Here is a 14,406-nt window from a genome sequence, read left to right as displayed (position 1 = left end):
TATTTCAGCTAAAGTTATAAACCTAACTCGTTTTTAAAGGATATAAGTATGACTGAGCAACGCCATAACCACATTCCCCAAGAAGCTTTCGATTGGTACGATGAATACGCCCATGGCTTAATGGATCGCCGCACCTTTATGAAAAAGCTTGGTGGCTTAGCAGCCCTTGGTTATTCAATGGCAATGCTAAGTAGCGCTTTACTGCCAAACTACGCATTAGCTGAGCAAGTATCCTTTAATGACCCTGATATTAAAGCCAGCTATAAAACCTTTGATTCGTTTAAAGGTCATGGCGAAGGAAAAGGTTATTTAGTCGAACCCGCTAATTTAACCGGTAAGCACCCATTAGTCTTAGTGATCCACGAAAACAGAGGCTTAAACCCTTATATTAAAGATGTTGCTCGTCGCCTTGCCAAAGCCGGTTTTATTGCCTTTGCGCCAGATGCATTACACCCTCTTGGTGGCTACCCTGGCAACGATGATGAAGGGCGTACAATGCAGCGCTCTATGGATAAACAAAAAATCCAACAAGATTTTATCGCCGCAGCTGAATATATAAAAAGACACCCAAATAGTAATGGCAAACTCGGTGCGGTAGGCTTTTGCTTTGGTGGTTATATGGTCAACTACCTAGCAGCAGTTGATAGCAAACTAATTAATGCAGGCGTACCCTATTACGGCACCCCCGCAGTCAAAGAGCTCAGACAAAACATCAAAGCCCCTCTACTAGTGCATTTAGCTGAGTTTGATAACCGCGTTAATGCAACATGGCCAGAATACGAGAGCGACTTAAAAGCCCATCAAGTGCCTTACACTATGCATATGTATGAACAAGCAAATCATGGTTTTCATAACGACTCCACATCGCGTTATGATGAAAAGCAGGCAGAGCTTTCATGGCAACGCACATTGGCGTTTTTCAATGAGCAATTGATTTAAACAGAGCAATTTCATACACTCTCGAAAAAATTTTAGGCTAGAAAAAAGATGGAATCGCAAGTCAGTTATCGCTTTGACTCACAGCAAACCGCCAATCGGTTTTTAAACAAGCTTAAACATTGGTCAGTGGCTAAAGTCACTGCGACACTTTGCCAAGGTGGTTATGGCGTGAAAATACGTTACGAAGTCGATACGAGTGACTTTGATTACACCCTTGCTGAGCTTGATGATTTAGCGATGCAGCACGAAGGCGAAGAGATTTAATCCTCATCCATTAAGATACTCTAAGCATAAAAAACGGCTAACCAAGGTTAGCCGTTTCGTTTATTAAAGCAGAGCTTATAAATCAAAGCTGCGTGAAATAGACGCTACAATTCGCTCATCTGCGGTATCCCAGTCAAGGCTGGTGTTTTCGCCAGCAAGCTCGAAATCAAAACCTGCAAAGCTTGTTTGATAAGCTAAACGATAATGATTGTATGATTTATCGTTGCCATCCCAGGCAAACTTATTACCATCGAGAGAATTAGAAATATCAAAGCTGGCACGAATTGCATGATTTGATGCAATTTCAAAGGTATGGGCAACCATAGAAATCACATGCCCTGCATCGGTACCAAAGTAATCCCAAGCGTACCAAAAGTTAAGTTCTGTGAAACCTAGGCTATTGGTATAGCCAAACTTTGCATAAGTCTCAAAATAGTTACCGTCGCTTGAGTAATCTTCACCATGGTATGAATAGTAAGCAATACCATAATCAACACTAAGGGCGTCGTTTATCTCAACATAATTACCGAAATACGCATCCCACTCAATGTCAGTACCATCGCCAAAATCTACATTTGAAGCCCAAGTCCCCACATACATACCTGAATCCGCAAAGGCATAATCTAAGCTGCCTTGAATCGCTGGATCATTCATGGTTTGGCTCACACCGTTAAAGGTGTAATCTGACGCCAATGTAACCGTAGCCGATAAGTCAGCCATCGCTGATGTCGATAGTAATGCCAATGGCAACGCTGCCGCTAATACTGTTTGTCTTGTTGTCATGTTGGTTTCCTAAACTTAATGCAGTTATGTTTAGCATCATTCTCAATTACAGATAAAACATCATTTTTGGGATGCACTTAAATTACATCACCGCACAAATAAAATTTTACTCAGTCTAAATTTAAGCCAATGTCATTGATACGAACTAAATTTATCATCATTAAGTTTAGGTTATTTATATGAAAAAGGATCGTAGAAAAGTAGCCTAATTCAAAATTGATGGATTCATTCGTGGTATTTACGAATAACCGCTATCTTGCCATCTTCTATTTCGAGCACATCCATAATGGTTTGCGTGTATTCAATTTCTTGCTGGTTTTGTGGGTGTATACCTTTAGCGTGATGGGTATAACGTAAGGCAATGGCCGAATCATTAAAAATAAAGGTATCGAGTAAGTTTGCTTGATATTCAGTGTGCGCCCCAAGGTAAAAAGTCATGCCTTTGCGCATCATGGCTTTACCATCTGGTTCTCTTGAATCATCAGTTTGATAAGGTAAGTGCTGGTTTGCTACGTCGTCAGTTAATAAAGCTAAAAAGGCTTCTAACTCTTTTTTGGTGGCATTAGGTGCTTGTGTTGCAACCATGGTATTGAAGTACTGCTGTGCTAATGCTGTCAGCTCTGGGTTAGCTTGCTTTGCATGGCTGCTAAATGCGCTTAGCAAACAAATAGCCAGAAAATAAAGGTGCTTCATCGTTATTCCTTGTGGTTTTAGTTATTGACTAAGAATCAAATTACGAACCTAAAATAACGACAAACCCCCTAACTATCAATAGTTTATTTTTAAGCTGTTTGTGGCTTTATAAGCGCTCGTTTATCTAAATAACCGCTGTATCTTGTTGTAATTAACGCCGCTAAACTAATAATAGCGCCAATCCAAGCAGTGTCTTGTAATGAGTAGTTTTCAACGACAACGCCTCCTAACACTGAACCTAGCGCAATACCGATATTAAACGCTGCAATGTTTAACCCAGAGGCCACATCAACGGCATTGGGTGTGAATTTTTCAGCAAGTTTATCCACATAAACTTGCAGCCCAGGAACATTACCAAATGCAAATGCACCCCATACGAGTATGGTTAGTACCGCTGCTACTTTAGATTGCATGGTAAAGGTCAGTACTAATAGCACAATACTTAAAGCACTAAAGATAATAGTAAGCGCACTAATCGGGCCCTTTTTATCGGCTAACTTACCACCGTATATATTCCCAACAGCAACCGATACCCCGTAAACCAGCATGATTAAGCTAATGGTGGCAGATGCAAAACCAGTTTGCTGCTCTAAAATAGGCGCTAAATAAGTGAAGGCAGTAAATGTCCCACCATAACCAAGTATGGTCATCAAATACACCAGTAAAAGCCTAGGTTGCACCATTACCTTTAATTGCTCACCCAACGTGGCTGCTTTACTTTGCTTTAAGTTGCTTGGAATTAAAAATGCACTGCCAATAAGTGCTATTAAACCCAACAAAGACACCACTAAAAAGGTCGCTCGCCAGCCAAAATGTTGACCAATCCAAGTCCCTAATGGCACACCAGTTACTAATGCAACCGTTAAACCAGTAAACATAATCGCGATAGCACTGGCTTCTTTATCTTTACTGACAAGCCCGGTAGCGATGGTTGAACCAATCGAGAAAAATACCCCATGAGCAAGGCCTGTTAGAACCCTTGCGGTGATCAAACTACCATAACTAGGTGCTTGCCAAGCCAGTAAGTTACCGATAACAAAAAGACTCATTAAACTAAGTAATACATGTTTTCGATTCCAGCGCCCAGTAAGCGCAGTTAGTACTGGCGCCCCCACCGCAACCCCTAATGCATACAAGCTAACAAGTAACCCAGCACTCGGTAACGAAACCATCAAATCATCAGCGATAGTTGGTACTAAGCCGACAATCACAAACTCAGTGGTGCCTATGGCAAACGCACTGAGAGTTAACGCAAGTAATGCTATTGGCATCACATATCCTCTATTAATTTTTGAAAGTGCGACTATTGTGGCTAAAATTAAATTTGCAAAAAATAGCGATAGTGACAAAATACTTTTGTCAAAAATGAAAAGGTAAAGCCATGAGTGTTGTCTCCAATACCCAAGATTTAGAAGCATTTATTAGCGTGGTTGATACCGGCGGGTTCTCAAGTGCAGCCAATGCCTTAGATGAGCAAGTAGCAAAAATATCACGGGCGGTGACTCGGCTCGAAAAATCCTTAAACGTTACTTTATTCAATCGCACCACAAGGCGCATTGAGCTGACCGAAGAAGGCGAGTTATTTTTAGGCTATGCTAGAGAAGCACTGAGTCAGCTTGCACAAGGCGAAGAAGCCTTGAAACTCCTACACAGTGCCCCATCAGGAAAGTTAAGAGTCGATGCCGCGAGCCCCTTTGTGTTTCACCAATTAGCGCCACATTTAAAAGCCTTTAATCACGCTTATCCTGATATAAAGCTCGAGATCACCAGCCACGACAACATTATCGATTTGCTTGAACATAAAACCGATATTGCCATTCGTATTGGCGAACTTGCTGACTCAAACTTGCATGCGCGCACTTTGGGCATAAGCAAACTACAGCTAGTAGCAAGCCCTGATTATTTACAAGCTGCACCACCATTAAATGAGCTAACCGATTTAGCCTCACAACAACTTATTGGTTTTACCGATGCACCGCATTTAAACCACTGGCCGCTAACCACACCTTTAGAGCTTAAATTTTCAATCAGTGCTTCAAGTGGTGAAACTGTTCGCCAGCTTTGTATTCAAGGTCACGGCATTACCTTGTTGTCGGAATTTATGATCAATGAAGATTTAAAAGCAGGCCGTTTAGTAAAAGTGCTCGAAGGCGAAGTGCTGAGCCCTAATCGCCGCGAAAAAGTGCATGCGGTGTATTATCAAAACAGCGGTGTGTCATCACGAGTATTAGCATTTTTAGACTTTATAGCACCAAGGTTAACGCTATAGTTTTTTCATTTTTAGCAAAAGTGTTTTGTGATTACTGGCATTAATTTCATAAATAACTTTCGTTATGCTGAAAGCATATTCGCTTTTAAGGAGCCGTAATGAACAAATTATTCGAAACCGTACAACTTGCCGGTCATACATTAAAAAACCGCATTGTTATGCCACCAATGACTCGCTCTCGCTCATCACAACCGGGTGATATCGCCAATGAGTTAATGGCCGACTACTATGCCCAACGTGCCAGCGCAGGCTTAATCATTAGCGAAGGTACACAAATATCAGCGCTAGGTAAGGGCTATGCTTGGACGCCGGGTATTTATACTCCCGAGCAAATTGTCGGTTGGAAGAAAGTAACCGACAAAGTTCATCAAGCTGGTGGCATTATGTTCGCTCAGCTTTGGCATGTTGGCCGAGTGTCTCACCCAAGTAACACGGGTGGCGAGCAACCCATTGCGCCATCAGCTATTGCAGCCAAGGACGTAAAAGTTTTTATTGATGAAGATGACAAACCCGACTTTGTTGCCACATCACTGCCACTCGCAATGAGCCATGACGACATCAAACAGGTTATAAACGAATACCGCCAAGCTGCCCGTAATGCAGTTGATGCAGGGTTTGATGGTATTGAACTACATGCTGCTAATGGTTATTTAATTAATCAATTTATTGATTCAGAGTCGAACCAACGCACTGATGAATACGGCGGCAGTTTAGAAAACCGCTTACGTTTTTTACAACAAGTGACACAAGCGGTTTGTGATGAAATTGGCGCTGAGCGTGTAGGCGTGCGCCTTGCACCACTCACAACACTCAATGGTACGGTTGATGATAACCCCTTTGAAACCTATATTGGCGCAGCAAAAGTACTCAATGACCTAAACGTTGCTTACTTGCACATTGCCGAAGCTGATTGGGATGACGCGCCACTAATGGAGCAAAGCTTTAAGCAAGCACTACGTGAAAACTATGCCGGATTAATGATTTATGCAGGCAATTACACTGGCGATAAAGCAGAGCAAGCATTAGCCGCAGGTTGGGCTGATTTAATTGGCTTTGGTCGTCCGTTTGTTGCCAACCCAGATCTGCCAGCTCGTATTGAACAAGGTATTGAGCTTGCTCAGCATGATCCAGATACCTTATTTGGAGGCGGTGCTAAAGGCTACACCGACTACCCTTTAGCAACGTAATAAAACGCTAAAAAAGTAAGCTCGTCAACCAATAGCCCAGCACAATAAAGCTGATGTTGGCGAGCGCTCTTAACCACCAAGGAGCAGAGCTAAACTGAAGTTGGCTGTACTTGCTTACCAATACCATAGCGCCCATCACAGTAAACCAAGGAGTAAAAAAGAATATTGGCTTTAACTTCACTAAACTCACTGCTAAATCGTGCAGCGCTCCGCTTACGGCAAAGGTCACCACAACGGCACACCAAACCGGCATAATGTCATTGCAAGGCTTCATCACATAACGAGACAAATAATAGCTCCACACCGGGTTCCAATATCGCCAAAATAGATAAAACGAACTCGCCCCCAGCGAACGTGCCAGCATATTGCGCAGCGAATCTTTATGGCCAATGGGCACACCTGTGCGTTTTTTAACGTATTGAGTAAGGGTTATAGCAGCAGACACCGACTTTCTCTTTTTTACTAATGACTAATTCAGACTACTAAACAACCAGTAAAAGAGAAACCAAAACAAGGCTAGAAATTGTAACGGTTTATGAAGTGAACAGCTCTAAGGTAGGCAATAAAGCTGAGCTAAGCGCTCACTTCATTACAGTCACATTTTACTTTTCACTTTGTTGGTCGCTTGACTGATGGCAGGGTTGTCTGGCCAAAAATGTTTTGGGTAACGCCCTTTCATTTCTTTTTGCACGTCGCGGTAACTTGTTTGCCAAAAGTTAGCTAAGTCTTGGGTTAGCTGCAGCGGTCGCCGAGCTGGCGATAATAACTCCATTAATAACGGCAACTTACCTTGCGCAAGTAAAGGCGTACTGGTCATGCCATACACTTCTTGCATACGAACACTTAGCTTTGCAGGGCCATCAAGCTGATAAGTCACTTTTACATTTGAACCACTTGGCACGATTAATCGTAAGGGCAGTAATTCATTTAATAAGCTTTGCTGCTGCCAATCAAAACAGCTTTTAATCGCTTCGCTGTAGTTAAACTTTTTTAACTGCTCAAGGTTTTTAATATCATCAAAATAAGGTGCAAGCCATTGGTTATCAACGATTAATTCATCACGATTAAAAAGTGGGAATGATTCGGGTAATAGCTTACTTGCTAAGCTCATTCGAATCAGTAACTGCTCACTGTCGGGCTGTTCATTAAATAACGAAAAGCCCTGCTTACTAAATAAGTTTAACCACGCTTTAGTGCGCTCGCTCTTATCTAGGGGCTGTTTACTTGGCTGACTCGCTATGGTTATAGCACCGAGCTTGAGCTCATCTTGATGGATAAAGCGCCCTGCTTTCTCATCGTATTCGCAGCGAGTTTGCTCAGTAAATAAATGCGAAAGCTCATCTTCAAGCTCACTTGGCATAAAGGCAACAGCAGCGAAAACACGGTTTCCCTTATGACCGCCCATGTGAGCAATGGCAATATAATCATCGTTATGCCAAAACTCCTCACTTAAGTCTGCGCCCGCACCATTGGCAAGTAAATAACCATTACCGCGCTTTTTTGCTAGGCGGTCAGGAAAAGCAAGCGCCACCAGCACCGCTAAATACTCTGTTTTAAGCTCATCAACCGGCTTGAGCTGCAAGCGTGATAGCCAATAAGTTAATTGCTGCTTAAATACTGGGTGCGGTTTGCTGTGCTGACTATGTAATGCCAAATTAAGATCAGCAGGCATACTAATGCGGCTTTCAAGCAGTGCAGTTAAATACCCCGCTAATATATAAATACCAGGCATACGCTGCTCTAGTTGCTTTGCTTTAATAAGCATGTGCGAGAGGCGAATATCGGCTCCATAGCTCAGCATTTGGCTGCCAAGCGAGGTCAGTTTTTCATTTTCATCAATAGCTTCGAGCATTTTCAAAAGTGCCGTTGCCTGCTTAATTTGCTGGCTACTTGGTGGGTCGAGTAAGCTTAGCTCAGCAAGTGATGCCCCCCACTGTTTTGTCTCTAATAACAACTGACTAATATCACTGGTAAGAATTTCTGGCGCATCATGGCTGTTACGGCGCTCAAAGGTTTGCTTAGAGCCTAATCGATACACAACCCCCGGCTCAATACGTCCAGCACGACCACCGCGCTGTATAGCTGAAGAACGAGAGATACTTTGAGTAACAAGTTCAGTGACACCGGTTTTTAAATTGAAATTAGCAGCACGGCGTTTGCCGCTATCAACCACAATGCGTATTCCTTCAATGGTCAAACTGGTTTCAGCCACATTGGTGGTTAATACCACTTTGCGTTTGCCATTTTTAGCTGGCGCTATAGCAGCTTGTTGCTCGTTTTTATTTTGCTCACCATACAAGCTAAATACTTCGACACTATCAGCTAAATCGTTTAGGGATTGCTGAACGCGTATGATTTCACGCTGTCCTGGTAAGAATACTAAAGCACTACCCGTTTGCTCACTAAGCGCCTGTTTTATCACGGCGGGTATATCATCAAGCCAGCGGCTTTCGTCTTTAAGTGGAATATACACTTCATCAATGGGGTAGCTTCGCCCTTGAGATGAGATAATAGGGCAGCTAAAAAAGTCACTGTAACGATCGCCGTCTAAGGTTGCCGACATCAGTAAAATTTTTAAATCATCGCGAAGTGCCGCCTGTGTTTCGAGGGCAAATGCCAAAGCTGTATCAGCAGCAATTGAGCGCTCGTGAAATTCATCAAATATAAGTAAATCAACATCACTTAGCTCTGGGTCATTTTGTAACATACGCGTCAGCATGCCTTCGGTGACTATTTCGAGCTTTGTTGCAGCGCTTACTTTTGATTCGCCACGAATACGTAAGCCGACACTTCCGCCGACTTTTTCATTTTGCTGACTTGCCAAGTACTGAGCAATATTGCGAGCGGCGAGTCGTCTTGGCTCTAACATTACAATGCGTTTAAAGTGCCCTTCGCGCATCAAGGTAAGAGGCAGCCATGTTGATTTACCCGCTCCCGGTGGCGCTTGCAATAAGGCCATAGGGTTACTCTGTAATGTGGTTAACAGTGATTGATAAATATCTTGAACTGGCAGCACGTTAGGTATCTCTTACTTTCTTTTCGCGCATTGTATCAAAAAATCAAAAGTTGCGATGAATAGAGGCTTATTTTCTGTATCGAGCTTTACAAGTGAAAACATTGCATTCTGCCTGTTTAGGCTTATTCTTGATTAAGCAACCAAACAAAAATCAGGATAAGGAATTAACTTGTTCAGGATTTACTTTCACATTTTAAGCACCTTGCTACTTTTGGTTTTGCCGTTTCAAAATGCGTTTAGTCAGCAAAAAATTACGGTAGCACTTGGAAATACCATGCCGCCTTGGGTAATGGTTGAAGACAACTCCGGCATTATTCCGGACTTGCTTCGCGCGACACTCGGTGCACATGGTTATCAAATACAATTCGTCTACGTCCCCTATGCAAGACGGATCACTTTATACAATGAAAACTTAGTTGATGTTGTTTATGATATAAATGAAAAAGTTATCGATACTCATAGAATGAGCGGCTACTTTTCAGATATTGCTTACAGCTATGAGAACTTTGCTTTTAGCCTAACCAAGCAAAACCTTCAGCTTAATTCTATTGGCCAATTAAAACACTTTAGTGTTCTTTCATGGCAAGGTGCTAAAGAATTACTCTCGCCAGAATATCAAGTAATGGCCAGAGAAAATCCACAATACGCAGAAACTTATGATCAATTAGCACAAGTTCAACTTTTGTATCGAAAGCGCTATGAGGTGATCCAGATGGACGGTAAAATTTTTGACTATTACCGAGCATTAATTAACATCAAGGGGGAAATTGATGTCTCTGAACCAGTGCAACGATTTGCATTATTTGGCAAGAATTCGAACGGCTTTTTATTTCGTGACGAAGCCTTAAGAGACCTATTTAACGAGAGCTTACGTAAGCTCAAATCAACTGAAGAATATATACGTATAATAAATCGCTATACATCTAAAAGTCACTGAGCAGCATAAAGAACTACCGGAACAGAAAATTTTACAGACTTTCTTTAAAAACTACGTAGTAATTGCAACTTTCTATCCTCCCTTCTTACTATCATAAAAAATAAAACAACTACTAATCAACAAGTTAACCAAATAAAACATATGGTACAGCGATTGCTTTTATTAAAGTGAATGTTTAACAAAGTAAGGAGATTATGATGAACAGCGATCGTTTAGAAGGCAATTGGAAAGAGCTTAAAGGTAAAGCACAACGTAAATGGGGTGACCTTACCAATGATGATTTAGATAAAATTGAAGGTAGCCGTAAAGAGCTGGTTGGTAAGCTTCAGCAAAAATACGGTAAATCGAAAGAAGAAGCTGAGCGTGAAGTCAGCGACTTTGAAAAAGGCCATTAATTTGAGCAATCAATAAAGCCGCTTATTGCGGCTTTATATTTTAAGCTGGCTCATGCTTTGCTAAATCTACTTCAGCGACCGTTTGATTTTTACCTTGTGATTTAGCACGGTATAGCCGTTTGTCGGCAATGTTTAAACAATGATCCATGCTCTCACCAGCAACGCGCACGTACAAGCCAATACTTAAGGTGACATGAAAACGATGCTGGCCACTCTTAAATGGCTTTTCAGCGAGTTTTTTATGTATTTTTTCAGCTACTTTTCTGGCCCTAAGTTCATAGCCTGTCGGGATCACAATTAAAAACTCTTCGCCCCCCCAACGGGAAATAACATCTCCTTCTGCGCACACTTTTTTAAATACATCAGCAAAAAATATCAGCACCTCATCGCCCACTTGATGTCCGTAGGTATCGTTTATCTGCTTAAAGTTATCTACATCCATCAGTAAAAACACTGACCCTTCACCAAAGCGCTCATCTTGCAAACATTCTGTTGCATAGCGACGATTAGCGAGTTCTGTCATCGCGTCTGTGCGAGCAAGCTTTTGATTAAGCTTAAGTTGCTCCATTAACTGCAAACTGTATTTATTACGGTAATATTCGTAGAAGCCGGCCAAAATACATAAAATCGAGAAACACAGCATGACCCGTGTAGGAAAGTAGTAGCTCGGATAACTGTAATAACCTAATTGATCGGTAAAGTAGAAAAGCACCGAGATAATAATGGCGAGTAATATAAGATCAAAGGCACCGCGCTTTAAGCCACGAATAAAAAAGGTCACGGGAGATACAATAAATAGCCATAACGGCCCTGTGCCATTGCTGCCACCCGAGACAGTTAAGAAGCACATCATTGCATAAAGTGCGTATAGCATGAGTACTGAGATAAATTGATCACGCCCCTTTATTAAAAAAGGCAAAGCAAAAATTACAACGCCAACAATTAATAAATAACTTAACGCGATGTAGCCATCTTGATAACTTGTGACCGACATCAACAAAGAGGTCACTGCACCAATAAATGCAAATACGCGTAAGAATCGCGCTTTATCTCTCTCGCTTGCATTCACAGTATCAATCACAATTCCACCTTAGACTCCTTGCTCAACCTCAATAACTTTAACACAAATATTTAAATTAGAAGGAAATTACCAATAATTAAGCTATGAAAATGCATTAAAGATAAAAAAGTATGATCAAAAAATGGGCACAAAATAATGGCAATATAGCAGTAAAAAAACGAGCCAGATTTGGCTCGTTTCATTTAAAATTTAAAGCTAATAACTAACTACTATTCAGGTTCATAGCCTAAATTAGGCGACAACCAACGCTCAGCTTCTGCAAGTGTCATGTTGGTCCGCTTGGCATAATCTTCAACCTGATCCTTTTGAATTTGCGCCACAGCATAGTACTTAGCTTCAGGATGAGAAAAATACCAGCCAGATACAGCAGCTCCCGGCCACATTGCGTATGAACTGGTTAGCTTCATACCAATACGCTGCTCGGTATCGAGTAACTGCCAAATTTTCTTCTTCTCTGTATGCTCAGGACAGGCAGGGTAACCTGGCGCTGGGCGAATACCTTGGTAGTTTTCACGGATAAGTTCGTCATTCGATAGATTCTCATCTACCGCATAGCCCCAATACTCTTTACGCACTTGCTCATGCAAATACTCAGCAAAGGCTTCTGCTAAACGGTCTGCAACTGCTTTAACCATGATCTTATTGTAATCATCTTGCTTAGCATCGAAGGCATCGGCAAGGTCATCTTCTTCAAGACCACCAGTTACCGCAAAGGCCCCGAAGTAATCGGGGGTGCCTTTTGGCGCAATATAATCAGCTAAGCAGTAGTTAGCAAAGTCGGTTTTTTCCGTTTGCTGACGCAAATGACACGATGTAGTTAAAAGCGTTGTACGTGACTCATCGGTATAAATCTCAATGTCATCCCCTACTCGGTTTGCAGGGAATAACCCAATGACACCTAGAGGTTGTAGCGCACCTGACTGCTCAAGCTCATCAAGCATTGCGTTGGCATCAGCGAATAAGCTTTTAGCTTGTTCACCAACAATTTCATCTTCAAGAATACGTGGGTACTTACCAGCGATTGACCACGTCATGAAATAAGGTGTCCAGTCGATGTACTGTCTTAACGTCGCAATCGAAACATTTTTAAACTCAGTCACACCCAGCTTTTTCGGTACAGGTGGCGTGTAGTTGTCCCAATCGAGTTTAGCTGCGTTGTCGCGAGCACGCTGTAAAGTAACTGGTTTTGAGCGCGGCTTTTTACGTGCTTGTTGTTCACGTACTTTTTCATACTCAGTTTTAGTTTTCTCTAAAAAAGCTGGCTTTAATTCTTTAGACAATAAATTAGAGACCACACCCACAGCACGGCTAGCATTATTTACGTAAACCACACCTTTATCATACTGCGGCTCAATTTTAACCGCGGTATGCGCTTTAGAGGTTGTTGCACCACCAATCAGTAGCGGTAATTCAAAACCACGGCGAGTCATTTCTTTAGCAACATGCACCATTTCATCTAGCGAAGGGGTAATAAGCCCTGATAAACCAATAATATCGGCTTTCTCGTCAATAGCAGTTTGCAAAATTTTCTCTGCCGGCACCATCACACCAAGATCAATGACCTCGTAGTTATTACATTGCAGTACTACGCCTACGATATTCTTACCAATATCGTGCACGTCGCCCTTAACGGTTGCCATAACCACTTTACCGTTCGTTGCGCCTTCTTCTTTTTCAGCTTCAATGAAAGGGTCAAGATAGGCAACGGCACGCTTCATCACACGGGCAGATTTAACAACCTGAGGTAAGAACATTTTACCCGCACCGAATAAGTCACCTACTACGTTCATGCCATCCATAAGCGGGCCTTCGATAACTTCAATTGGCTTAGCTTTGCTCTTACGGCACTCTTCAGTATCTTCGTCGATATACTCAGTAATGCCTTTTACTAGCGCGTGCTCAAGGCGCTTTTCAACAGGCCATGTACGCCATTCTAAATCTTCAACTTTTTCTGCTTGGGCCATACCTGAGTATTTTGGTGCAAGTTCAACAAGTCGCTCACCTGCACCGGGGTCGGTATTGAGGATCACATCTTCCACTGCTTTACGCAGCTCTTCGGGGATATCGTCGTAAACCGCTAATTGGCCAGCATTTACAATACCCATATCCATACCCGCTTTAATCGCATGGTATAAAAACACTGAGTGGATAGCTTCGCGTACCGGGTTGTTACCACGGAACGAAAACGATACATTCGATACACCGCCCGACACTTTACAATGCGGTAAGCCTTGCTTGATTCGACGCGTACCTTCAATAAATTCAACAGCGTAATTATCGTGCTCTTCAATGCCCGTTGCTACAGCAAAAATATTTGGATCAAAAATAATATCTTCTGGCGGGAAGCCAATATCATCAACAAGTATTTTGTAGCTACGCTGACAAATCTCGAACTTACGATCAGCGGTTTCAGCTTGACCGGCTTCATCAAACGCCATAACAACCGCAGCGGCACCAAAACGTTTTATTATTTTGGCTTGCCGTATGAACGGTTCTTCACCTTCTTTAAGTGAAATTGAATTAACAATGGCTTTACCTTGAATACATTTTAAGCCTGCTTCAATAACGTCCCATTTCGATGAGTCGACCATGATAGGTACTTTTGAGATATCAGGCTCTGATGCAATTAAATTTAAAAACTTTACCATCGCAGCTTTCGAATCCAACATGGCTTCATCCATATTGATATCAATCACTTGCGCACCATTTTCTACTTGTTCACGGGCAACATCGAGGGCAGTCTCGTAATCTTCTTCCATGATTAAGCGTTTAAACTTAGCCGAGCCTGTTACATTGGTACGCTCACCGACGTTAGTAAATACAGCAATTTGGTCAGTCATGT

General features: G+C 42.1%; 13 protein-coding genes. 6 read left to right on the top strand and 7 right to left on the bottom strand.

Annotation, left to right across the window (positions count from 1 at the left end):
* The first annotated feature begins 48 nt into the window (after positions 1-48).
* Both J8Z25_RS04645 and J8Z25_RS04640 read left to right on the top strand, forming a co-directional pair.
* The gene (locus J8Z25_RS04645; RefSeq protein WP_250661743.1) at positions 49-939 is read left to right on the top strand and encodes a dienelactone hydrolase family protein; all 891 of its coding nucleotides are present in this window, start codon (positions 49-51) and stop codon (positions 937-939) included.
* Positions 940-987: 48 nt separating this feature from the next.
* Positions 988-1,203: a hypothetical protein gene (locus J8Z25_RS04640; RefSeq protein ID WP_130052161.1), complete on the top strand. Its 216-nt coding sequence runs from the start codon at positions 988-990 to the stop codon at positions 1,201-1,203.
* 75 nt (positions 1,204-1,278) lie between these two features.
* Here J8Z25_RS04640 and J8Z25_RS04635 read toward each other — a convergent pair whose 3' ends face one another.
* The 3 genes from J8Z25_RS04635 to J8Z25_RS04625 all read right to left on the bottom strand — a co-directional run bounded on the left by J8Z25_RS04635 (position 1,279) and on the right by J8Z25_RS04625 (position 3,950).
* Entirely contained in the window at positions 1,279-1,986 is a 708-nt protein-coding gene (locus J8Z25_RS04635) for a TorF family putative porin (protein WP_250661742.1), read from the bottom strand.
* A gap of 225 nt (positions 1,987-2,211) precedes the next feature.
* Positions 2,212-2,679 (bottom strand): nuclear transport factor 2 family protein, encoded by a 468-nt coding sequence (locus J8Z25_RS04630; RefSeq protein WP_130052163.1) that lies wholly within the window; start codon positions 2,677-2,679, stop codon positions 2,212-2,214.
* Positions 2,680-2,768: 89 nt separating this feature from the next.
* Positions 2,769-3,950, bottom strand: coding sequence for an MFS transporter (locus J8Z25_RS04625; RefSeq protein WP_250661741.1), 1,182 nt, complete (start codon positions 3,948-3,950; stop codon positions 2,769-2,771).
* Between the two features lie 110 nt (positions 3,951-4,060).
* Here J8Z25_RS04625 and J8Z25_RS04620 point away from each other — a divergent pair, with 110 nt between their 5' ends.
* Positions 4,061-4,948, top strand: a complete 888-nt coding sequence (locus tag J8Z25_RS04620) for a LysR substrate-binding domain-containing protein (protein WP_130052165.1) — start codon at positions 4,061-4,063, stop codon at positions 4,946-4,948.
* Between the two features lie 98 nt (positions 4,949-5,046).
* Complete coding sequence (locus tag J8Z25_RS04615) at positions 5,047-6,135, top strand: alkene reductase (protein WP_250661740.1); 1,089 nt, start codon at positions 5,047-5,049, stop codon at positions 6,133-6,135.
* Positions 6,136-6,142: 7 nt separating this feature from the next.
* On the opposite strand, the gene J8Z25_RS04610 is transcribed toward J8Z25_RS04615, so the two are convergent.
* Positions 6,143-6,580 (bottom strand): membrane-bound O-acyltransferase family protein, encoded by a 438-nt coding sequence (locus J8Z25_RS04610; protein ID WP_250661739.1) that lies wholly within the window; start codon positions 6,578-6,580, stop codon positions 6,143-6,145.
* A gap of 150 nt (positions 6,581-6,730) precedes the next feature.
* Positions 6,731-9,151: an ATP-dependent helicase HrpB gene (gene hrpB, locus J8Z25_RS04605; protein WP_250661738.1), complete on the bottom strand. Its 2,421-nt coding sequence runs from the start codon at positions 9,149-9,151 to the stop codon at positions 6,731-6,733.
* A gap of 169 nt (positions 9,152-9,320) precedes the next feature.
* Here hrpB and J8Z25_RS04600 point away from each other — a divergent pair, with 169 nt between their 5' ends.
* On the top strand, positions 9,321-10,088 hold the full coding sequence (locus J8Z25_RS04600; protein WP_250661737.1) for a substrate-binding periplasmic protein: 768 nt from the start codon (positions 9,321-9,323) through the stop codon (positions 10,086-10,088).
* A 197-nt stretch (positions 10,089-10,285) separates the two neighbouring features.
* The gene (locus J8Z25_RS04595) at positions 10,286-10,483 is read left to right on the top strand and encodes a CsbD family protein (RefSeq protein WP_130052324.1); all 198 of its coding nucleotides are present in this window, start codon (positions 10,286-10,288) and stop codon (positions 10,481-10,483) included.
* Between the two features lie 40 nt (positions 10,484-10,523).
* Here J8Z25_RS04595 and J8Z25_RS04590 read toward each other — a convergent pair whose 3' ends face one another.
* Positions 10,524-11,564 carry a GGDEF domain-containing protein gene (locus J8Z25_RS04590; protein WP_239977537.1) on the bottom strand — a complete coding sequence of 347 codons (1,041 nt, stop codon included), beginning with the start codon at positions 11,562-11,564 and terminating at the stop codon, positions 10,524-10,526.
* 209 nt (positions 11,565-11,773) lie between these two features.
* Positions 11,774-14,404, bottom strand: coding sequence for a methionine synthase (gene metH / locus J8Z25_RS04585; protein ID WP_167657876.1), 2,631 nt, complete (start codon positions 14,402-14,404; stop codon positions 11,774-11,776).
* Between the last annotated feature and the right edge of the window lie 2 nt (positions 14,405-14,406).

The organism is Pseudoalteromonas sp. SCSIO 43101 (genome assembly GCF_023650775.1).
In the GTDB taxonomy this organism is placed as follows: Bacteria; Pseudomonadota; Gammaproteobacteria; order Enterobacterales; family Alteromonadaceae; genus Pseudoalteromonas; species Pseudoalteromonas apostichopi.
This window is presented reverse-complemented; position numbering and strand designations above follow the sequence as displayed.